Annotated in this window: 18 protein-coding genes; 11 read left to right on the top strand and 7 right to left on the bottom strand. The window is 60.0% G+C overall.

Translation table 11 applies throughout. From position 1 onward, the window contains the following. Position 1: 1 nt before the first annotated feature. Entirely contained in the window at positions 2 to 985 is a 984-nt protein-coding gene (locus RAE09_RS09805; RefSeq protein ID WP_316981584.1) for an ABC transporter permease, read from the bottom strand. Positions 986 to 1,138: 153 nt separating this feature from the next. On the opposite strand from RAE09_RS09805, the gene RAE09_RS09800 reads away from it, so the two are divergent. The 4 genes from RAE09_RS09800 to RAE09_RS09785 all read left to right on the top strand — a co-directional run bounded on the left by RAE09_RS09800 (position 1,139) and on the right by RAE09_RS09785 (position 4,658). Next, entirely contained in the window at positions 1,139 to 2,239 is a 1,101-nt protein-coding gene (locus RAE09_RS09800) for a sensor histidine kinase (RefSeq protein ID WP_316981583.1), read from the top strand. After that, on the top strand, positions 2,232 to 2,849 hold the full coding sequence (locus RAE09_RS09795; protein ID WP_250412805.1) for a response regulator transcription factor: 618 nt from the start codon (positions 2,232 to 2,234) through the stop codon (positions 2,847 to 2,849). Before RAE09_RS09800 ends, RAE09_RS09795 begins: the two co-directional genes overlap by 8 nt. Continuing rightward, a complete protein-coding gene (locus RAE09_RS09790; protein WP_316981582.1) occupies positions 2,849 to 3,823 on the top strand; it encodes an NAD(P)-binding domain-containing protein in 975 nt (324 codons plus the stop codon). Before RAE09_RS09795 ends, RAE09_RS09790 begins: the two co-directional genes overlap by 1 nt. A gap of 82 nt (positions 3,824 to 3,905) precedes the next feature. Further along, entirely contained in the window at positions 3,906 to 4,658 is a 753-nt protein-coding gene (locus RAE09_RS09785; RefSeq protein WP_316981581.1) for a DUF364 domain-containing protein, read from the top strand. Here the strand turns inward: RAE09_RS09785 and RAE09_RS09780 are convergent. Continuing rightward, positions 4,655 to 5,245: a TetR/AcrR family transcriptional regulator gene (locus RAE09_RS09780; protein ID WP_316981580.1), complete on the bottom strand. Its 591-nt coding sequence runs from the start codon at positions 5,243 to 5,245 to the stop codon at positions 4,655 to 4,657. The genes RAE09_RS09785 and RAE09_RS09780 overlap by 4 nt on opposite strands. A 134-nt stretch (positions 5,246 to 5,379) precedes the next feature. Here RAE09_RS09780 and RAE09_RS09775 point away from each other — a divergent pair, with 134 nt between their 5' ends. After that, complete coding sequence (locus tag RAE09_RS09775; RefSeq protein WP_005325914.1) at positions 5,380 to 6,429, top strand: ABC transporter permease; 1,050 nt, start codon at positions 5,380 to 5,382, stop codon at positions 6,427 to 6,429. Between the two features lie 24 nt (positions 6,430 to 6,453). On the opposite strand, the gene RAE09_RS09770 is transcribed toward RAE09_RS09775, so the two are convergent. Then, entirely contained in the window at positions 6,454 to 7,044 is a 591-nt protein-coding gene (locus RAE09_RS09770; RefSeq protein ID WP_244261943.1) for a VanZ family protein, read from the bottom strand. A gap of 78 nt (positions 7,045 to 7,122) precedes the next feature. On the opposite strand from RAE09_RS09770, the gene RAE09_RS09765 reads away from it, so the two are divergent. Continuing rightward, complete coding sequence (locus tag RAE09_RS09765; RefSeq protein ID WP_005325912.1) at positions 7,123 to 8,097, top strand: MDR family oxidoreductase; 975 nt, start codon at positions 7,123 to 7,125, stop codon at positions 8,095 to 8,097. Positions 8,098 to 8,175: 78 nt separating this feature from the next. Here RAE09_RS09765 and RAE09_RS09760 read toward each other — a convergent pair whose 3' ends face one another. Continuing rightward, a complete protein-coding gene (locus RAE09_RS09760) occupies positions 8,176 to 8,634 on the bottom strand; it encodes a MarR family winged helix-turn-helix transcriptional regulator (RefSeq protein ID WP_316981579.1) in 459 nt (152 codons plus the stop codon). Between the two features lie 333 nt (positions 8,635 to 8,967). Here RAE09_RS09760 and RAE09_RS09755 point away from each other — a divergent pair, with 333 nt between their 5' ends. Then, complete coding sequence (locus RAE09_RS09755) at positions 8,968 to 9,609, top strand: hypothetical protein (RefSeq protein ID WP_316981578.1); 642 nt, start codon at positions 8,968 to 8,970, stop codon at positions 9,607 to 9,609. Here the strand turns inward: RAE09_RS09755 and leuS are convergent, their stop codons facing one another. After that, positions 9,610 to 12,456 carry a leucine--tRNA ligase gene (leuS, locus tag RAE09_RS09750; protein ID WP_316981577.1) on the bottom strand — a complete coding sequence of 949 codons (2,847 nt, stop codon included), beginning with the start codon at positions 12,454 to 12,456 and terminating at the stop codon, positions 9,610 to 9,612. It abuts the gene before it with no gap. A gap of 173 nt (positions 12,457 to 12,629) precedes the next feature. Between leuS and RAE09_RS09745 the strand changes: the two genes are divergently transcribed. Together RAE09_RS09745 and RAE09_RS09740 are read left to right on the top strand one after the other, a co-directional pair. Beyond that, on the top strand, positions 12,630 to 15,203 hold the full coding sequence (locus tag RAE09_RS09745) for a hypothetical protein (RefSeq protein ID WP_316981576.1): 2,574 nt from the start codon (positions 12,630 to 12,632) through the stop codon (positions 15,201 to 15,203). 10 nt (positions 15,204 to 15,213) lie between these two features. After that, positions 15,214 to 15,846 (top strand): MOSC domain-containing protein, encoded by a 633-nt coding sequence (locus RAE09_RS09740; protein ID WP_316981575.1) that lies wholly within the window; start codon positions 15,214 to 15,216, stop codon positions 15,844 to 15,846. A gap of 292 nt (positions 15,847 to 16,138) precedes the next feature. Here RAE09_RS09740 and RAE09_RS09735 read toward each other — a convergent pair whose 3' ends face one another. Together RAE09_RS09735 and RAE09_RS09730 are read right to left on the bottom strand one after the other, a co-directional pair. Then, the gene (locus RAE09_RS09735) at positions 16,139 to 17,359 is read right to left on the bottom strand and encodes an MFS transporter (RefSeq protein WP_316981574.1); all 1,221 of its coding nucleotides are present in this window, start codon (positions 17,357 to 17,359) and stop codon (positions 16,139 to 16,141) included. A 272-nt stretch (positions 17,360 to 17,631) separates the two neighbouring features. Then, the gene (locus RAE09_RS09730; RefSeq protein ID WP_394372006.1) at positions 17,632 to 19,113 is read right to left on the bottom strand and encodes an NAD-dependent succinate-semialdehyde dehydrogenase; all 1,482 of its coding nucleotides are present in this window, start codon (positions 19,111 to 19,113) and stop codon (positions 17,632 to 17,634) included. Between the two features lie 322 nt (positions 19,114 to 19,435). Between RAE09_RS09730 and RAE09_RS09725 the strand changes: the two genes are divergently transcribed. After that, positions 19,436 to 20,953, top strand: coding sequence for an anthranilate synthase component 1 (locus RAE09_RS09725; protein ID WP_250412813.1), 1,518 nt, complete (start codon positions 19,436 to 19,438; stop codon positions 20,951 to 20,953). Beyond that, complete coding sequence (locus RAE09_RS09720) at positions 20,950 to 21,597, top strand: anthranilate synthase component II (RefSeq protein ID WP_316981572.1); 648 nt, start codon at positions 20,950 to 20,952, stop codon at positions 21,595 to 21,597. The genes RAE09_RS09725 and RAE09_RS09720 overlap by 4 nt, the downstream gene beginning before the upstream one ends. Positions 21,598 to 21,599: the final 2 nt, after the last annotated feature.

Raw genomic sequence — 21,599 nt, 5'->3', positions numbered from 1 at the left:
GTTAAGCATTTCCTCCAAGGGCATCGAGTGGGTTGGCTTTAGCTACGCGGCGGGTAGCAATAAGGGCGCCGGCCATGCCGAGGGCCCAGATGCCAACCGCGGGAACGGCGATGGTGCGCAGGGAAACATCGAAGGGCACGGTGCCGGAAGCAAGCGCGCCGAGCACCCACCCAACGACGGCACCCGCAATGGTGCCGGCGGCCAAAATGATGGCCGCTTGCGCCAGGACATCGCGCAGGAGATAGCGCACGGTGGCGCCGAGCGCGCGCAGGATGGACAGGTCGCGGGTGCGCTGGATGGTCCATACGGTCAAGAAAGCGACGGTGACCAGCGCGGAGATGCCGTACAAGAAGCCCTGCATGGTAAGCAGCGAGCCGCGCTCAGACTGATAGGCCGCTAGGCCGGAAAAGGACGTGGACACCTTCACGGAGCCTGGAACCTCGTACTTATACAGCGCTGCGGTGCCGATAACGTCTTGCGGAGCGTGGCTAATCTGCTGCCAGGACTCGGTGGAAGCCCACACCACCTCGGAGTGGGAGTACATGGTCTCTGGGACGGTGCCCTCCACCGAAAAGTCGGCGCCGCCTAGGGTGACGGTACCGGCCGCGTCGATGGACTCTGGCAGGAGCACGCCCTGCTCCGGGATGGTCTTATCGCTACCCGGAACCTGAGTTCCGGCCGGCAGGCTGAGGACGGCAACGCCGCCGTGCCCCTCCAGCTTGGTCTGGGCCGCACCGAAGGGAATGCCATCGCTAGCGACATCGCCGGCGTGCATCTCGGATTCGCTAAAGGAAGGGTCCTCGGTGGAAAAGGAAATATATGGGTATTCCTTTTCTAGGGACTCCAACGCGGAAGTATTTTGCTTGGACAGGCCCTCCGTGAGGCCGGAGAGCATCACGAGCAGAAGGGTAATGAGCGCAACCGTGCCGCCGATGAGCGCGAAGCGACCGCGCGCTGTGGTGATTTCTCTGATTGCTAGGAACATAGTTCTATGTTCGCTTTATGCAGGTCAGAAGTAATCGGCCAGCTCGCTGAACCTCGAGTCAACCAAGTGGTTGATTCACGGTCCACCGGTGCGCGGATATCCTGGGTGGTTGTGTTTAAAGGACAAAAATTATGGGTTTATGGCCTCCACGCCATGTTCGCGTTTCTGCTGGTCTTCGGCGTGACGCGCGCCTATGTGGATGACCGGCTTGACGCCCGGGTGATCGGCTTAGCCATCGCCCTCGCCGTGGTGTATGCCGCACAGCGTTGGCTGCCCACGTGGTTATGGCTGGGCGGACTATGCCTCCTGTGGCTGGGCCTGATGGTGCATGCGCAGGATTTCATGTGGCTGGAATTCCCGCTCATTTTTGTCTTTCTGCGTGCTTTGCCCACCGTGCCTGGGTTGGTTTCCATCGCCGTGCTGTGGGCAGCAGCGGCATTCATTCCCGCCTGGCTGCACCCCGAGGGCTGGTCCATCGCTGCGGCCGTGGGACCGCTTATCGGTACCGCCTTTGCGGCCACGGTCTTTTTCATCCAGCGGCGGCTGCAGGCAGAGGCGGCGCACCACAGGGACATCGCCAAGCAGCTGCGCGAAACCCAAGCCGAGCTGGCCGCCAGCGAGCACCAAGCCGGCCGGCTGGAGGAGCGCGAGCGCCTCTCTCGCGAGATCCATGACACCGTCGCGCAAGGCCTCAGCTCTATCTTGCTGCTCTCCCGCGCGGCCCGCGGCACCGATGATCCAGCGACCAAAGAGGAGCAGTTGGCGGTCATTGAGGATGTCGCGAGCGAGAACCTGGCTGAGGCCCGCCGCTTCGTCCGCGAGCTTGCCGGCCCCGATGAGCGGCTGGAAACCCAGCTCACTTCCCTACTGTCCCAGATGCGCAGCCGCGTGAAAGCCTTGGGGGAAGAGACCACCTTTGAGCTGGTGGTTTCCGGCAGCGGCAAGGTGCCCGAACGCATCAAAGAGGTCATCGTGCGCGCCGCCCAAGAGGGCCTGAATAACGTCATCAAACACGCCCACGCCTCGCGCGCCGTGGTCACGCTCGGCCTCTTCGAGGATGCGGTGACCTTGGACGTCGTTGATAATGGACGCGGACTATCCGCCTCCCCTGGCCCCGATGGCGGGGATCATGGTTTCGGGCTTACCGGCCTGCGCGGCCGCGTGGAAGCTGTGGGCGGCACCATGAACCTGGAATCCGGCGAAGGCACTGCCCTAGCCGTCCGTATCCCGCTGAAGGAGAAAAGCAATGGTTAATGTCATGCTGATTGATGATCACCCAGTGGTCCGGGCCGGCCTGCGCGCCATCCTCAATACCTTCTCCGATGTCGAGGTAGTAATGGAAGGCTCCACCGGCGCGGATGTGGATAAGCTTTTTACTGATGATGCCCCGCAGGTAGACGCCGTGGTCTGCGATATCCAGATGCCCGGCATGGATGGCATCGCCGCCACCAAGCGGGTAGTAGAAGCCGACGGCCCACCCGTGCTCATCCTGACCACCTATGACACGCAGGCCGATATCCTTGCCGCCGTGGAGGCCGGCGCGATGGGCTATCTGCTTAAAGATTCCCCCGAGCAGGCGCTGCACGAGGCCGTGCTCAATACCGCCGCGCACCGCCGCACCTTGGCACCGGAGGTAGTGGACCTCCTGGCCCAGCGCGTGGGCCGGCCGCAGGAATCGCTATCCACCCGCGAGCTAGAAATCCTCCGGGCGCTGTCTACTGGTTCCTCCAATAAGGAGCTGGCCAAGCAACTCTTCATCTCTGAGGCCACGGTCAAGACCCACCTCATCCACATTTTTCAGAAGTTGGGTGTGGAAACTCGCACCGCCGCGGTGACCGTGGCGCGGGAGAGGAAGCTCATTTAATGCTGGACTGCATAGTCATTGGCGCCGGTCAGGCGGGTCTTGCGGTGGGCTACTACCTGCGCAAGAAGGGGCTGGATTTTGTCATTCTGGACGCTGAACCCGGCCCCGGCGCGGCCTGGCGCCACACCTGGCCTTCGCTGACGCTCTTTAGCAATTCCGCCTCCTCTAACCTGCCGGGATGGCCCATGCCCCACCACGAGGGCTTTCCGCCGGCCAGCCACGTCATCGACTATTTTGCGCGCTACGAGCAGCGCTATGAACTGCCCATTCGCCGGCCAGTCAAAGTGGATGAGGTGACCCATGATGGCGCGTGCTTCCACGTCTTTGCCGGTACAGAGCATCTGACCGCGCGCACGGTCGTGGCGGCCACGGGCACGTGGTCCGCGCCCTTTATCCCCTACTACCCCGGCGACTTTAGCGGAAAGCAATGGCATTCGGCCTTCTACCCGGGCCCGGAGGACTTTGCCGGGTCCACCGTGGCGGTCGTGGGCGCGGCCAATTCCGGTGCCCAGATCGCGGCCGAGCTCCTGCTCTCCGGCGTGGAGACCACCTGGTATACCCGCAACTCCCCGCGGTGGATGCCCGATGATGTTGACGGCCGCGTGCTCTTTCAGCGCAATCGCGCCCGCCTCAACGCTATGCTGCGTGGCGAGCCAGACCCCGGCGCGGATTCCAACCTGGGCGATATTGTGATGGTCCCACCAGTCCTACGCGCGCGGAATTCAGGGCTTTTGCAGGCCACCCCCATGTTTTCTTCGCTTGAAGAAGTCACCGCAGACCACCTCATCTGGTGCACCGGTTTCCGGCCTGCCCTCCGGCCCATCCGCAGGCTCCTTGATGGCACCTCCCCCACCGTCGACGGCCTCTTCCTCGTGGGTTACGGCACGTGGACCGGCCCCGGCTCCGCAACCATTACCGGGGTAAGCCCCTTTGCCAAGCAGACCGCGAACGATGTAGCGAATATATGTGACTAAAGCTATAGGTTAGTCCCAGCTAATTCGACTACACTGCCTTCACGCAGAGAGTGCGACACAATTTGGGAAAGCTGGTTTATACATGTCTGCCTGGGATCTCTACGATGACCTCATCGATGCCATTCCCCGTGACATAGTGGTCTCCCGCGCCGCCCAAGGCCCGCGGTGGACCAGGGTATACACCGAAAGTCCTAGCTGCGGCATGGCCATGACTATGTCAGCAACTTCTCGCCCGGCCCAGATGCGCGCCGAGTACTCCGGCGTTCCTTTACGCGCCATAGCCCAGCTGGCCAAGAGCTGGAATTTTTCGGAGGCTTCCTTCGGCATGGCCGCGCTAAATTCCTACTACGCCACACCTTCCGTGGCCGGTGAGCATGGCTTTGCGCTTGCCGACGCCCCCTGGCCCCACATCTTCGATCCCTTCCGCAACGCCGTCGCCGGGAAGAAGGTAGCGGTAATCGGCCACTTCCCTTTTGCACCCAAGGCACTCAACCAGGCTGCGGATTTTTATATGTTGGAGCGCTCGCTCAATGAGGGCGACTATCCCGATTCCGCCGCCGAATACATCCTGCCCGAGTGCGATTATGTCTTTATTACCGGCTCTGCCTTTGTCAATAAAACCGCTCCCCGCCTGCTCGAGCTCTCCCGCGAGTCCTTCAATGTCGTCCTGGGCCCATCAACTCCCTTAGCCCCGGTACTGCTTGAAAACTACGGCGTATCGCAGGTCACCGGAATGGTTCCCACCTCTCCCCTCGCTATGTTCGAGGGCTTAAGCGGCACCGATGCCGGCACCACCATGTTTGAATGGGGCCACCGAGTGGAATTATTCGCCTAAGGCCGCGCCCCCAAAATCGCCTCGCAGGCCGCTGCATAGATTTCTGCGAGCTCATCGATGGTTTTCTCCCGCACATAGGGAACGAGAATCACGTTGCGCGTAATCGCAACGCCAACCAGCATGGCGCCAATAAAGGGAATGCGTTCCCGCTTTTCTGGCGTATCGAATACCGTCGCACTCAATTTAGATTGGGATACTAGCTCCAAGAATTGCTCGTCCATATATTGCCGCAATACTCCGGAAGCATGGGAAGAGCCCACCCCGGCGCGCAATACCGCCTTCAACCTCGACCCCATGTCTTCTGCTTCCCAAAGCTGCAAGTACTGGGCGATGAAGCCTTTTACGTCTGCTACATCTTCCAACCGCCCAGGGAGTTCTTGCAGGCTTGAGACAACTGCGTCAAAAAGGCCTTGCTTGTTTTTGAAGTAGTGCATCACCAGCGCAGGGTCTACCTCGGCCTCTGCTGCCACGCTGCGAATTGTGGTGGCCTCAAAGCCTACATCGCCAAAACGCGTACACGCTGCGGCCAGGATCTTTTCTCGAGTCTCCTCATTGCCGGGCCGTCGTCCTGCATGTTTGTTCTCCATGCTGGGTATTTTACCTTTACCCTCTCTAAGATTTTCAACACCTGTTGAATTTCAACGGTTGTTGAATTAGCATGTTCAACGTTCGTTGAATTGCGGTTGACGGACTACCCACACGAACCGAAAGCAGGTACCCCATGCGCAACGTAAAGAAGGCGCTAGTCGTCGGGGCTCTCGCCCCCTTAGCGCTAACACTCTTCCTTCTAGCCTTCCTGTGGCCGATGGCCACGATGGAACCCCGCGATATTTCCACCGCCGTGGTCGGTGAACCTCAGCAAGTTGCACAGATTCAAAAGGCTCTCGATGAAAAGAAGCCCGGCCTATTCAAGACGCAACCCGCCTCGGACCGGGCCGAAGCCGAACGGCTGGTTCAACAACGTGAGGTTTCAGGCGCAATCGTCCTTGGCCAAGAGCCCGAGGTTCTCTACTCCTCGGCAGCGGGATTGCCCCAGGCAAACATCATCAAAAACCTGTCACAGCCATTGAGCGAGATGGCAAATCACCAAGCCAAGGCCGCCGCTCAAGCTAGGGGTCTTCCTGAACACAAAGTTCCCTCCGTCGATGTCAAAGCAAGAGATTTAGCCCCCTTGGATAGCCGTGATCCACAAGGAGCGGGCATCAACTTCTCTATCCTGCCCGTAGCTTTCGGCGGCATGATCGGTGCGGCACTGATCTCCTTTGTATTGCAGAAAAACACTCAGCGTCTTCTCGCATTCGCTGTATACGCACCACTCGGAGGCCTCCTCGTTTCCTGGGTCTACAGCGGGGTATTCGATCTACTGCCGGCTGGCTTCTGGACTTCAGCGGGCGTGTTCACCCTTGGCATCGCCGCCTCCTCATCCTTCATTGTTGGACTCCGTGCCTTGTTCGGAACTCCAGGATTCGGGCTCGGCGCACTTGCCATAATGCTGATTGGCAACCCCCTAGCCGGAACGATGGCCCCCAAGGAGTTCATTGCCTCACCGTGGGGAGCCCTTGGCCAACTATTCCCCAATGCAGCCACCGCTTCCCTAACCCGCTCGGTAAATTACTTCCCGCTGGCTTCCATTAGCACTGAGGTGTGGACGCTCCTGGCTTGGATAGCGGTTGGTCTGTGCGCCCTGGCGGCGGGCATTGTTAAAGAACGCAAGCAATCACAGCACGAAAATCCCGCCGCAGAAGAGTCCACTCAGCCGCAACCAGCCTAAGGCCCACCGCTCGAGACCTAGTTTCTAGAGAACTACCCCGGCCATAACGGCAAGAAGTAATGCACCCAAGCTCAATGCCGCAAGCCATCCGATGACGCGTACGGTCCGCAGCTGTCCCTTGGCGCTGCTGCGGCTTACCAAGAACGCGCCCACAGACGCACCGAGGGTGTTGAAAACGAGGTCATCGACGTCGCTAAATCCCAACGAGAATACGTATTGGGTAATTTCGATACCCAGGCTGAGCGCCATCGCCAGAAGGATAGTTCCACCGCGGCCGAAGCGGACGCGCCGCGAATTCTGTCCCAGCACCACCAGACACGCCCCGAGCGGCATAAACAGCGCGATATTGCCAAAGGTATTGGTCCACGGACCCCACCACGGATGAGGGTTATTAAAGCCGTTGAACATTTGCAGATCGAGGCTGCGGCGGGCATGCGCACTGGCATCGATCACGCCGGGAATATCAATAAATGGCTTGCCCACCGTAGCTACGGCAATCGCCATCAAAACGACCACGCAGGCGACACCGGCATTGCGCCACTGGGTGGGCCGGGCAGGCACGCCCCGCGCCCCAACCTGACGCGAGATGCGGGTGGATGTCGTGATCATCGTCATGTTGTTCAAGTTAACAAGCGAGCCTGAAAAATCCCCGTGAGATTCGCTGTTAAATCTCTGCATCACATTTAACGTACGATGGTGAGCATGAGCACGCTACTAGTAACTCGCAACGAAGATAAGTCCGTTACGACCTCCTTCGAAGAGGGAGAGTTCCTCGGCGAGGGCGACCTTACCGTCGATGTTTCTTATTCTTCCCTGAACTACAAAGACGCCATGGCTATCGCAGGTGACCGCGGCGTCATGCGTACCAGCCCGCTGGTTCCGGGCATCGACGTGGTCGGCACGGTTTCTGAATCTAGCGTCGAGCGCCTTCCAGTTGGCACCTTGGTATCTTCCTTCGGCGATGGCCTCGGCGAATTCCGCCACGGCGGCTACACTCCGAAGCAGCGCGTTAACTCCCAAGCAACCGTCGCCCTGCCCGCGGACTTCACCGCAGAGCAGGCGGCCGCTGTTGGCACCGCAGGCTACACTGCCGCACTGTGTGTTAATTCTCTGCGCGGGCTGCCCGATGGTCCGGTCCTGGTCACCGGCGCCACCGGTGGCGTAGGCTCCATCGCCGTGAACCTCCTTTCCAATGCCGGCTACGAGGTTCACGCGATGACCGGCCGCCCGGATGACTACTCCCAGTACCTCCACGAGCTAGGCGCCCACACCATTGTGGACCGCGCCGAGTTCGCCGAGTCCGGAAAGCCACTACAAAAGGCTAGCTATGCCGGTGCCGTCGACACCTCCGGCTCCCACGTCCTGGCCAATGTATTGGCCCGCACCGTGTGGGGCGGCACCGTCGCCTCCACCGGTATGGCCGCTGGCCCAGACCTGCCCACCACCGTCTTGCCTTTCATTCTGCGCAACGTACACCTGGCCGGTGTTAACTCTGTTGACGCCCCGCTCCACTACCGCCAGAACGCATGGCAGTTGCTCGCACGCAAGCTGGACCGATCCATCCTTGAGTCCCTGACCAATACGATTCCACTGTCGGAAGTTGTCGAGGAATCCAAGTCCCTCCTCGAGGGCACCCACCACGGACGCACCGTCCTCAAGATTTCCTAGACCACTCCTAGACAATCTTTCGCGGCACCCGCCATTTCGGCGGGTGCCTTTTTGTATGCACGGTTTACCAGCCGAGCGCTAGCTTTCCGACTTCTCCTCTTGGACTACCCCGCGTAGCAACGTGCGGGAAATCCTGCCCAACGTTTGTAGGTCTTCATCACTAAGGGTGCCCACCACGATTTCCTCGACTGCGGCGGTATGTCGCGCAATCGCTGCACTGAAAGCGGCGCTGCCCTTTTCCGTCACAGTGACTTCAACTGCACGGGTTCCTAACTCCGGTGCCTCGCGCCTGGAAACCAACTTTCGGGACTCCATGCGCACTAACTGCCGATGCAGCCGCGACTTCTCCCACCGGAGTTCCGCCGCCAGTTCATGCGGGCGTGTAGAAATCTGGCGCCGACGATACAGGACCGCCAAGACCGCGTAGTCCGCCTCGCTCAAACTAGAGCCACTCTGCAGCTCTCCAGAAAGCCGCGCGTGGAGCGCTTCCTGCATGGCGACAAAGTCACCCCACGCTGCACTCTGCTCCACGCGCATCGCATTCCTCCTTTGGTTCTCCTTCTTTCACAAGTCTATACTGCACAGTTGATCTAGCAACTCATTGGCCTGCGTTGAGTTGATACACCAACTCCCACTACTGCACAGAGATGTGGGTCTACGAGAACCACAATTTCACAAACCAATACCTTTTCCACCAAAAGCACTTTAATTTTCCTTTTGAATACCTATCTGCTGAAACTCACCATTGTTTGAGTAGATATGTTCTTGACGTGAAAATTAAATAGTGAAGCAAATACTCGCGACAAGGATGCGAGTGCGAACGCAATGACCGCTCCGGCAGAGAAGACCGCAGCGTTTAGAATGGCAAGCATGGATAAGCTATTTAGCACGTGCGGTTTCGACTTCGCGGATATGCAAGAACTCATTGCGGAGCTGCCTACCGACCACGACATGTGGGAGGCGCCCGGATTTGATCGAGTGCTATTCCACGCCGACCCGTCTGGCATGGCGGTTACAGGTATGGAGTACGAAGGGGAGTGGGCCGCAGTTCCCTCCTACCGGGGTGGGGAAGAGGCACCGGGCACGATATATCGCGCAACGCCCTATATCGGCATTGTGGAAACTGGTGATCTTAAGTTCGCGGCGCTGGCGGATGCGCCCTTTGCCCTGCCGGCAGGCAACCCAGTCGGAGGAGAAAAGCTCCAGGGACAGGTGCGGCCGGCGGTTGTGGCTTTGAATTACCAGGTAGGGGAACCGGAAGAGTTTTCCTTAACTTCGCCCGCTACCGAGCGCTTCTACCGGAACTTCAAGCCCAGCATGCTTAACCCGCAGGTAGAGGTAGCGGGGACTATCGGGGGCGTCGCCAAGCACAGCAATGAGCTGGGCTTGGGGGAGTTTTGGGTATGCGACCTCGACGGCCTCCCGCTCATCGTGAACGAGAAGCTGGAGGTCGGCCAGGGGATCCGGGCACACGGCATTGCGCTGTGCGCCACGGAATTTTGGGACGAGTAACTACTTGACCACGAGGTTGACCATGCGGCCCGGAACGTAGATCTTCTTCACCACGTCCTTTCCGCTGGTCAAATCAGCAATCTTCGCGTCGGCGAGGGCAACATCGAAGACCGCATCCTGGTTCGCATCAGCGGCCACGTTGATCCGGGCCTTAACCTTGCCATTGATCTGAACCGGCACCTCGATTTCGTCGTCTACCAGGTACTTTTCCTCAAAAGTGGGGAAGGGCTGATAGGTGATGGTCTCGTCATGACCAAAGCGCTGCCACAGTTCCTCCGCGATATGCGGGGCAATGGGGGAGACCAACTGTGCGATCGGCTCCACGGCGGCGCGCGGGGCCTCGGTGCGGTAGGTCTTGGTCAGGTAGTTGACGTACTCGATGAGCTTGGCCACCACGGTATTGAGCCGCAGGTTCTCGTAATCATCGCGCACGCCTGCGATGGTGCGGTGGAGCTGCTTGAGGTCATCCTCGCTCAAGGCGGCGTCGGTAGTGGCCAGCTCACCGGTGTCCTCGTTGACGGCTAGGCGCCACAGGCGCTGCAAGAAGCGCTGGGAGCCTACGACATCCTTGGTAGCCCACGGGCGAGACGTATCCAGCGGACCCATGGACATCTCGTAAACGCGCAGGGTATCGGCACCGAAGTCGCGGCAAATATCGTCCGGAGCCACGGCATTCTTGAGGGACTTGCCCATCTTGCCGTACTCCTGATTGACCTCTTCGCCGTTGTAGTAGAACTTGCCGTCCTTTTCCTCTACTTCAGCGGCCGGAACGTACACGCCGCGGGAATCCGTGTAGGCATAGGCCTGGATATAACCCTGGTTGTACAGGCGGCGGTAAGGCTCTTGGGAGCTAACAAAGCCCAAGTCAAAGAGCACCTTATGCCAGAAGCGGGAGTAGAGCAGATGCAGCACCGCGTGCTCAACGCCGCCGACGTAGAGGTCCACGCCGCCCGGGTCCTGCGGGCCATGCTGCTCTGGACGCGGGCCGGTCCAGTAGCGCTCGTTCTCGATATCGCAGAATGCCTCATTATTGCGGGGATCGATATAGCGCAGCTGGTACCAAGAAGAACCCGCCCACTGCGGCATAACGTTGGTATCGCGGAAATAGGTCTGTGGGCCATCGCCCAAATCGAGCTCTACCTCGACCCAATCGCGCACCTTTGCCAGCGGTGGTTGTGGCTCGGAATCCTTGTCCTCTGGATCAAAGGAAACGGGCTTATAGTCTTCCACCTCTGGCAGCTCTACCGGCAGCATGGATTCCGGCAGAGCGTGGGCAAAACCGTCCTTGTCGTAGACGATGGGGAAGGGCTCGCCCCAGTAACGCTGGCGGGCGAAGAGCCAATCGCGCAGTTTGTACTGCACCTTTTCGCGGCCGGAGCCGTCCTTTTCCAGCCATTCGATGGCCGCGGCAATGGCCTCGGCCTTGTTCAGGCCGTTGAGATCCAGGCCCTTGCCGTTCGAGGAATTAACCAGCGCGCCGTCTTCGGTCCAGGCTTCTTCCTCCACGTTTCCGCCAGAGACAACCTCCGTAATTGGTAGGCCGAAAGCCTGGGCGAACTCGTAGTCACGGGTGTCGTGCGCCGGAACTGCCATGATGGCGCCAGTGCCGTAGCCGGTCAGCACATAGTCCGCGATGAAGATCGGGACCTTCTTGCCAGAGACCGGGTTGGTGGCATAAGTACCCAGGAAGACGCCGGTCTTTTCCTTGTTCTCCTGGCGCTCCAAGTCGGACTTGGCGGCAATATCGGTGCGGTAGGACTCCACAGCCTCCTTCGGATCATCGTGGCCATAGGTCCAACGCTCATCCACGTCATCGTCATAAGGGATGGGGGAGAGGAGGGCGTCGACAAGCTCATGCTCTGGGGCCAGCACCACGTACTCGGCACCGAAGAGGGTATCCGGGCGGGTGGTAAAGACCTCGATCTCGTAGCCCTCGGCAGGGAAGGAAACCTCTGCGCCGCGGGAACGGCCGATCCAATTGCGCTGCATGGACTTCACCTTGTCCGGCCAATCCAAAAGCTCCAGGTCATCCAGCAAGCGATCGGAGTAGGCGGTAATGCGCATCATCCACTGCGAGAGGTTCTTGCGGAAGACGGGGAAATTGCCGCGCTCGGACTTACCCTCAGCGGTGACCTCCTCGTTTGCCAGCACGGTACCCAAGCCCGGGCACCAGTTCACCGTGGAATTAGACAGGTAGACTAGGCGGAATTCATCGATGGCCGCGGCCTTTTCCTCTTCGGTGAGGTCCTCGTAGTAGCGGCCGTCCTTAGTGGTGCGCTTATTGGCCTCTAGCTCCTTGATGAGCTCTGCAATCGGGCGCGCCTTCTGCTGCTCCTCATCGAACCAAGAGTTATAAATCTGCAGGAAAATCCACTGCGTCCACTTGAAGAACTCCGGATCGGTTGATTCCACGGAGCGGCGCGGATCATGGCCCAGGCCCAACATGCCCAGCTGGCGGCGCATGTTTTCAATATTCGCCTCAGTGGTGGTGCGCGGGTGGGTACCGGTCTGGATGGCGTACTGCTCGGCCGGCAGGCCGAAGGCGTCGTAGCCCAAGGTGTGCAGCACGTTCTTGCCCAGCATGCGGTTATAGCGGGCGTAAGTATCGGTGGCGATATATCCCAGTGGGTGTCCCACGTGCAGGCCCGCACCGGAAGGGTAGGGGAACATATCCTGCACATTGAGCTTTTCCTTAGGCAACTCGCCCGCATCGGTGGCGAGCTCGCCTACCGGGTTCGGGGCATTAAAGGTGCCATTGTCTTTCCAGTACTGCTGCCAGGTCTTCTCGATCTGGTTCGCCAGCTCCGGGGTATAGCGGTACGAAGTGGAATCGCTCTGGGTAGTCATAATCACACAGTGTAATAGCCGCATCCCGGAGCGGGGTAGTTCACTACGCTTTCCGCGTTCCGCAGGGCACGCACACCCAAAATCCCCGCCGTAATCGCCCCCGGTTTTCGCGTCATTTCCGCCGCTCGCAGCCAAAATGCAGATCTGCATGAAAATGTTCTAGGCTGGAGTAAATGAGCCAGGAGAAGTTTCGCAGCCAGCTATCATCTTTTGCAGACGCAGCGGTATTTCAGGGGATCCCGCACCTGCGCCTCTCTCCAGCTACCGACACATTGGAGCTGTACCTACCGGCCGTAACCGCAGGTTATGAGCCAGAAGATCCCCAGTGGACCGTGACCGCACAGCTGCTCGACGGCAGCGAGGACACCCGCAAGTTCTACTACGTTGAGGGCGAAGAGCCCGGCTTGTGGATCAGCATGCCGCGTGCCTTTAGCCACCTCAGCGTCTCCTTTGAGGAGCACACCGTGGAATTCGCCGGCGTGGCCAATGGCGGATTGCTGCTCGATTCCACCCATCGCCCAATCGATACCACCACCGCGGTGGCTAAGGGTTCTTATACCTTTATCGCCCCGGCCGGCACGGAGCTGGCCAAGGCCAAGGTCGGCGAGTCCCGTCCCCACGGCGCATGGGAGGGCTGGACCATCACCCCAATAGAGGTCAGCCAGTCTTTCACCGTGGAGGTTCCGCGCCAAGAATCCGCGACCATCAAGGTGTCCGGCAGCCCTGATTTTGCCTGGGACATGGCCGTCAAGACGCTACCCAATGCCCATGGCCTCGATGGCGAACTGGTCTATACCCAGTCCCCGCGGGTCATCGCCAATACGGAACTCAGCATGGAGCTGGCCTATGTCCCCATTGGTGGGGAAGAGGAGGCCGTGCTGGAGGACGAGCTGCCGGAGGGTATTCACGAGGTGCTTCCCGCAGACGCCTTCGAGGATCCCTGGGTAGGCCGCTACCGCTTCACCCTGTACAAGGACGAGGAACTGGTGGATATCCAGTACCTCAATTTTGCGGAGTCGCTGCACATGCGTGCCAAGAACGAGGGCCCGCGCGGCACCAACTTCCGCTTTATCGATGCCCTGGGCAACCTTTCGCCGTTTAGCTATGCCTTGGCTTCTGCGCCGGGCAAGGCTATCCAGATGGAAAAGGGCCAGCGCGTCTTTGGCGAGGACGAAAGCGTGCGCGAGGAGACCGTCGGCAGTGAGGCCGGCTATGAGCTGACCTTCCAGGTGGAACCGGCGACGATTCGTACTCGCGTGAAGCGCACCGCGGCCGAGCCCGTGGATTACCTGGATAAGCAGGTCATCCTGGCGGACCAGCTCGATGCGGATGCACTTTTTACCATCCACTCACCGGAGCCACTGCCGCTGGCAAAGTTCGTGGTCATTGACAAGAACCAGAAGATTAGGGACCTGGTCACCGCCAATGGCTCTACGGAGGCCGCCACCAGCCTGTCCGTACCAAACCGCGCGCTGAAGTCGGCGCTGACGAAGAAGACCTCGCTGGAGCTCTACCTCCTGTGGTCCACGTTGTCCTATGAGGAATACCTCGAAGGACTGCCGGAAAAGGAGCGCGCAGCGCACCAAAAGCGCAGCTTTGAGCGTCGCGTCATGGAATATGAGGCCACCGCGGCCAGCGACCTCATTTATGCCGCCATCGCCACCGTGCGCAAGGCACCGTTGGTCGCCCGCGCAACCATTGAGGACGGCATCCTCATCCCCGAGCAGGCACACGAGGAAGAGGTAGAGCTATTGGCTTGGGCGTGGCCGCTGGGCAATCCTGCAGGTGAGCCGCTGCCGCTGGAGCCCACTGAGGAAGGCTTTGAGCTGCCCGAGGAGCTGCTGGACGCCGGCCACCTCATCGTGGACTTCCGCGAGGATGAGCCGGCCAGCGACTTGGCCGCGCCGCAGTACCCGCCGGCGAGCGCACTCATCATCTTCCACGACGGTGAAACCGAAAACACCGAGGGCCTGTGGCCTACCTACGCGGCCATGCGCCGCCTCGCGCCCAAGGCCAAGGAAACCTTCGAGGGAATCATCAAGGAGATTGAGGCCGATCCGCGCGCCAGCATGGATGCCCTTATGGCCGCGGACTTTGAGCCGGGGCAGCGCATGCGCGCCTTTGTCCGCACCGGCCTGGTCTCCCGCACCTTCCGCCGCGAGGAGCCGGCCGGCGAGCCTTCCTCGCTGTTGGCCGCGCTTGCCGACGCCGCCTATGACTATGTCGAAGCCCACGGCTCCGCCTCCCTCGCGCGCGTGCCGTCCACCGGAGTCGACGATGTCACCCGCCCCATGCTGTTGATGAGCGCCACGGGCGAGGCACCTACGCCGGCAACGGACAGCGACCAGCTCTGCGATGATGCCCACCGCATCGCCGCACTGCGCGAGTGCTTTGCCAATGACCTTGCACTCACCCGCCTGGGCACCATTTCCAATCTGCGTAGCACCGCAATGCAGCTGCGGGTGACGCTGCAACAGCTGGGCGTCGATAAGTCCGTCCTACATACCCTGCTCGCGCTGGACGCCTTTGGCGATGGCAATTCGGAGCTCGGTGATTCCGCGTGGATGCCGTTTATTTCCTATGTCTTTGCCATCACGGCGCGCGGTGTGGCCAATGGCAAGCTGGCGGACCCTGCTTTCGCCGCCACGCTTGACGACGCCCTCCCGCAGCTCGCCGAGGCCGTCTCCCTCGCCCCGCAGCTTTTCTACCGCGATATTCTCACCGCGGAGGCGCTCACGCTCAGCTAGGGTGACAGGCATGCAGGTCGTCTCCACCAATGTCGCCGTCCGCCGGCCGGACCCGAGCGGGCGGCATGAGTTCTCGGGCATCGACAAAAAGCCGCAAGACTTTATCGATCTGGCAGCACCCGGACCCCATTATGGCGATGGGTCCGGCGTGCGCGGCGATATAATTGGTGACACCCAACATCACGGCGGCAACGATAAGGCCGTCTATGCCTACTCCCGTGAGGAACTGGATTACTGGCAATCCGAACTTTCCCGCCCGCTGGCCTCCGGCGGCTTTGGCGAAAATCTCACCACGCAGGGCATCGATCTGTCTGCTCTGCTCATCAATCAGCGCGTGTGCATTGGCACCGCCGTGCTTGAGGTATCCGTGCCCCGCCAACCGTGTGCCACCTTCGCCGGCTGGCTAGGGGAGCGCGGCTGGCTCAAGCGCTGGACCGCGCGTGGCGGCTGCGGCACCTACCTGCGCATCATTTCCCCCGGCCGCATTCGCCCCGGCGACGCCATTGAGCTGGAGACCCCGCCCAGCCACGGCATCACCATGCGCATGGCCTTTGCCGCCAAGATGGGAGACCGCGCCCTCGCCCGGCGCGTTATCGATGCTGGCTGCCTGCCCGCACACCAACAGAACTCGCTTCGAACCTAGTTACACAAGCGCTCTTAGCCCGCTATGTCGAGCTCATCAATGCCCGTCGTTCCGCCCGCACTCGATAAGCCGAAACATCCAGTAGGCAACGGGACCGCTAATTAACACATCCATGCGCAGCGGATGTCGACGCATACTCTACTTCCGGAACCGCAGGCTGTGTCAGCGCCTTTAGCTTACCGGCGAGGCCAGCACACTCTTTTTGCCCGTTGTGCGGACAAAACAAAAGCACGCCAGCGCTTAGCGCTGGCGTGCTTTTCATGCTGAGTGCGAAGGAGGGGAAGTGGCTGTGTTACTTGCCCGCTTCAAAGCTCAGATGGTGCCCCTTCGCCTTAGGGAAGCGGCCGTGCACAAAGAAGTAGTAGATAGCGGCGATGACCACGAGACCCGCGAGAATGAGATACATCGTGTCAAAGCCAGTTGCCGCAACGATGGGGCCCAAGCCAAACGGGGCCAGGCCAATGCCGAGGTCCATGAGCAGGAACATGGTGGAGATACCGGCGCCCAACTGCGCGGCAGACACCGAGCGCACGGAGATGGCTTGGCAGGCGGGGCTGAGGGTGCCGAAACCCAAGCCGGTGCAGGCGCCCGCGACCACCAGCATGACGTCATTGGTGGGGAAGCCCATGATCAGCAGGGCCACGACAAAGGCGGCCAAGCCGAGGTACATTACGGCATTATCACCCTTATGGTCCTGGATACGGCCCAAGAAGAAGCGCATGATGAGCATCGTGACCGCATAGCCGATAAAGAAGAGCCCTGCGCCGGTGGCCAGGTCTTCCTTGCGGGCGTAGGCGTTGAGGTAGGTCACCACGCCGGAGTAGGCGATGCCGACTAGGAGCATGAATAGACCGATAGGAACCACGTTGGGGTGCACGGCATTGCGCAGACTAAAGGCCGGCTTTTCGGAGGAAACCTCGGCCGGATAGCGCAGCACCAAGGCCAGGATCAGGGAAACAATATTTGCACCAAGGGCGACAGCAAAAAGCGTGGTGTAGCCGATGTTATTAGCCAATAGCAGGCCGATAGCTGGACCAAACGCGGTTGCCAGGGTAGTACCCAGGGCGAAGTATCCGGTGCCTTCCGCACGGCGTTCGTGTGGGATAACGGACTGCGCCACCGCCATAAGTGCGGTGGAGGTCAAGGCATAGGCCGCGCCGTGCACCATTCGCACGATAATCAAGACCGCAACATTATGCGCAAAAAAGTACGCCACAGCTACAAGTGTGACGAAGGCCAGGGAGGTCAAGGCCGCCTTCTTGTGGCCCACGCGGTCCACGATCCAGCCGGAGAACACGCGCATGCACGTCGCGCCCAGAACAAAGGCACTGGAGGCGAAACCGCCCACGGTATCCGATGCCCCGAAACTCTCTACCGCGTAGAGGGCCATGGTGGTTACGAACAGGTAAAAGACCAAGAACTGACAAAAATTAGCCACCCACGCGAGGACAAACGTAGGCGTAATCAGCTGCGGCTTAGCCGCTGAAGGTTCTGTAGGTTCTGTAGGCGTCATTTACTCACTCCAAATAACAAAAAGAAAATTCCCTCTCCACGCGCTGGCCATAAGGCCGCGCATCGCAGACGAAGGAAATAGAAATTGGATTATACGGAGAGGCACTATACGCCCCGCAGGCTACAAAGGTTAATTGAAAAACTTTCCAGGCCCCTATCGAAGCCGCCCGTAGACGGGCGGCTATCGGCAACCGCTACCCCTTGAACTGGAAAAATGCTCCGCACTGGGTAGGTAGCGTTGACTTATTCACGCTTAAGAAAAGTTCTTGAATCCTAGGCGCCGGCATAAGGATCACGGATGCCCAAGTACTGCACCGAGGTATATTCCTCAATACCTTCGGCGCCGCCTTCGCGTCCTAAACCAGATTGCTTGACGCCACCGAATGGGGCAGCGGCATTGGAGATGACACCGGCATTGAATCCCATCAAGCCAAACTCGAGGCCGTCGGCAACGCGCCAGAGGCGATCGGAATCCTCCGTATATACATAGGAGGCAAGTCCGTACTCCGTATCGTTCGCAATCTCTAGCGCTTCCGATTCATCCTTGAAGGTAAGGATGGGCGCGACCGGTCCAAAAATTTCTTCCTGAGCCACGCGAGTTTCACGTGAAACATTGCTCAGGATTGTGGGCGCATAGAAGTGGCCCGCGCCCTCGCCGCGGGTGCCACCGGTGACAACGGTCGCACCCTTGTCCACCGCATCCTCAACCAGGGAGGCGACATTGTCGAGCGCCTTAGCCTCAATCAGCGGACCACACGTCACGCCTTCGTCCATGCCATTGCCGACGACGAGCTTCTCAAACTCTGCTGCCAGCTTCTGCGTAAACTCTTCCGCCACGGACTCGTGCACCACGAAGCGGTTGGCCGCGGTGCAAGCCTCGCCAATATTGCGCATCTTCGCGCCCATGGCTCCCGCAACCGCTTGGTCGATATCCGCATCCTCGAAAACAATGAACGGTGCATTACCGCCTAGCTCCATAGAGGTGCGCAAGACATTATCCGCGGCACCCTTGAGAAGGGTTTTGCCCACTGGAGTAGAACCGGTGAAGGAGAGCTTGCGCAAGCGGGCGTCGGCAAGCAAGGGCTCCGAAATCGCCGAAGCGGAGCTGCCGGAGACAACATTGAGCACACCCTGTGGCAGGCCGGCATCGAGCATGGTTTGCGCGAAGTACTGCGCGGTGAGCGGCGTCAGCTTGGCCGGCTTCAGGACCATGGTGCAGCCCGCTGCAACGGCTGGGGCAACCTTTCGGGTGGCCATGGCGAGGGGGAAGTTCCACGGAGTAATCAACAGGCACGGACCCACGGGCTTGCGGCGGGTAACCATGCGCAAGGTGCCTTCTGGGACAGGGGAGTAGCGGCCATAATCGCGCGTGGCTTCCTCACTAAACCACCGCAAATATTCCGCACCATAGGTGACCTCACCTTGGGACTCAGCAAAAGGCTTTCCCATTTCAAGGGTCATTAGGGTGGCGAATTCATCGGCGCGCTCGTGTAACAACTCAAAGGCGCGGCGGAGAATATCGGCGCGCTCGCGCGGGGTGGTGCGCGCCCACTCATCTTGTACCGCACAGGCAGCATCGAGGGCAGCCACCGCATCATCAGAATTCGCCGACGACAGCGTGGCGATGGTCGCGCCCGTTGCCGGATTTTCTACGTCAAAGGTCTCGCTGGAAGACGCGTCGCGCCACTGTCCGCCAATCAATAGCTGGGTGGGGACCTTCGCTAGTAGTTCCTTCTGATCGATGCTCATATTCATCACCTTTCTCCATTGCGTGAATGCACCCCACAGTACCGCGAATCGATATTCGGTCTTCTTGGTCCTGCGCCAGGCACGGCAACATAGGGGAGTGGGCGAATATTTTTATCAATTACCTTCCAAGCTATAGAAATATAGGTTAGTATGACCGACATGAAGAAGATGACTACTGCTTGGTGGTGGCGCGCGTAACCCGCGGGCCTTATTCCACCTCCCATTTTTAGGCTCGCATTCTGCGGGCCTTTTGGCGTTTTAGTGCCTCTGCTCGCGGAAGCCCATTATCCGTTTCCCCGTTCCCCACACCCACCGAAAGGGCACTGCAATGCCACACACCGCTACTCGCGATATCTCCTACGGCAGCGATGCGGCCGCAATCTTTGACGCCCTCGCACAACCGCACGACTCTCTATTGCTCGAGAGCGCGGACATTGAGACGAAGAAGAATCTCAATTGCCTCGCCGTACTCAAGGCGGCCCTGAAAGTAACGTGCCACGGCCAGAGGGTCGAGGTACGCGCTCTCACGGAAGCGGGGGAGTCGCTCCTTCCTTCCCTGGAGGAGCGGTTCCACCATCGCTTAGTTTCACGTGAAACTACCACCGCGGCTTTCGAGTTCTCGCTGTCCACACACCCCGACGAGCGGGAGCGGCTTCTTGCCGAATCTACCGCTGATATTCTGCGGTTCCTGCAATTAGAAGCCAACTATTCCTCTCCTTTATTGCCGTTCCTTGGGGGCGGATTCGCTTATGACTACCTCGCTACTTTTGAAGAACTGCCCGAGGTTGAGCCCGGGGCCAACACCTACCCGGACTTTGAATTCTTGGTAGCCCAAACGGTCCTCGCAGTGGACCACCTACAAGGAACTGCACACCTAGAAGGCTGGGACATCGACGACAAGCGCCTGCGGGAAGAGTTGGATTCTCTTGCCTTACTGCCGGTGGCTGCTCGTCCCACGGCGCCGCAAAGGGAAAGGATCCGGGCGGTGGCCGATGTGAATGATGCGGGGTTTCGGGCGGACGTCGACAAGCTTAAAGGCAATATTCACGCCGGCGATATCTACCAAGTAGTGCCCGCGCGCGCCTTCACCGTGGAATGCCCCAACGCCCTGGCTGCCTACCGGGCGCTGCGCGAGACTAACCCCTCGCCCTATATGTTCTACGTCCGCGGTGCCGCCTATGAGCTCTTCGGCGCCTCGCCAGAATCAAATCTCAAATTCACGCCAGAAGATAGGCAGATTCAGCTCTATCCCATCGCCGGAACTCGGCCACGCGGGCTCAACCCGGATGGCAGCATCAACCATGAACTAGATATTCGCAACGAGCTAGAAATGCGTACAGACCAGAAAGAGATTGCGGAGCACACAATGCTGGTGGACTTAGCACGCAATGACCTCGCTCGCGTGGCCGTGCCCCGCAGCCGGCAAGTGGCAGAACTCCTGCACGTTGACCGCTACTCACGGGTCATGCACCTAGTCTCCCGCGTCACGGCGACGCTCCACCCGGACTTCGATGCGCTCGATGCCTACCGCGCGTGCATGAACATGGGAACGCTTACGGGAGCGCCCAAACTTCGCGCCACCGAACTGATACGCCGCACGGAAGGAAAGCGCCGCGGCTCCTATGGCAGGGCGGTGGGATACCTGCGCGGCGATGGAGCCATGGATAACTGCATCGTCATCCGCTCGGCCTACGTCCAGGACGGCACCGCAGTGGTGCAGGCCGGCGCCGGCGTGGTCAAGGATTCAGTGCCGCAAGCCGAGGCCGATGAAACGGTGCATAAGGCCTACGCCGTCCTCCATGCCATCGCCATGGCACACGGAGCCGAATTGGAGGTACAGCGATGAGCTCGCCGCATATTGTCCTTCTGGATAACCACGATTCTTTTGTCTACAACCTCGTCGATGCCCTCGCTGGGTTCGATACCACCGTTTTTCGAAATACCGTAGCGGTGCACGACGTGCTGCGCGCGCAGCCCGACATTATTGTGCTTTCCCCGGGCCCCGGCCATCCACGGGACGCCGGCTGCATGATGGAGCTTATCGACGCCACCCTAGGCACCATCCCCATCCTCGGCGTGTGCCTCGGCTTCCAAGCGCTACTCGAGCACCACGGCGGCGCGGTCGAACCGTGCGGGCCCGTACACGGGAAATCCGTCCCGATGACTCTTACCGAGGCCGGGGTAACGCACCCCGTCTTTCAGGACCTTGCCACTGATACCGAGCCGGACCAACCGGGTCACCTCGGTACGCAAGTTCCGGTGGCGCGCTATCACTCCCTTGGATGCGCGGACCTCCCTCAGGGGATGCGTTGTCTCGCGCGTACGTCCACGGACATCGGAGAGGTAGCCATGGCGGCCGAAACGGATGACGGTAGCGCCCTCGGCGTCCAGTTCCACCCCGAGTCCATCCTCACGCCCCGCGGCCCCCTCATGCTCGAGCGTTGCATTCATCAATTATATACGCACACCACTATGGATACGGAGAACTAAAA

Origin of the sequence: Corynebacterium tuberculostearicum, from assembly GCF_032821615.1 — a bacterium.
Classification (GTDB): domain Bacteria; phylum Actinomycetota; class Actinomycetes; order Mycobacteriales; family Mycobacteriaceae; genus Corynebacterium; species Corynebacterium tuberculostearicum_H.
Note: the sequence above shows the minus strand (reverse complement) of the source record. Positions and strands in the feature narration are given on the sequence as shown.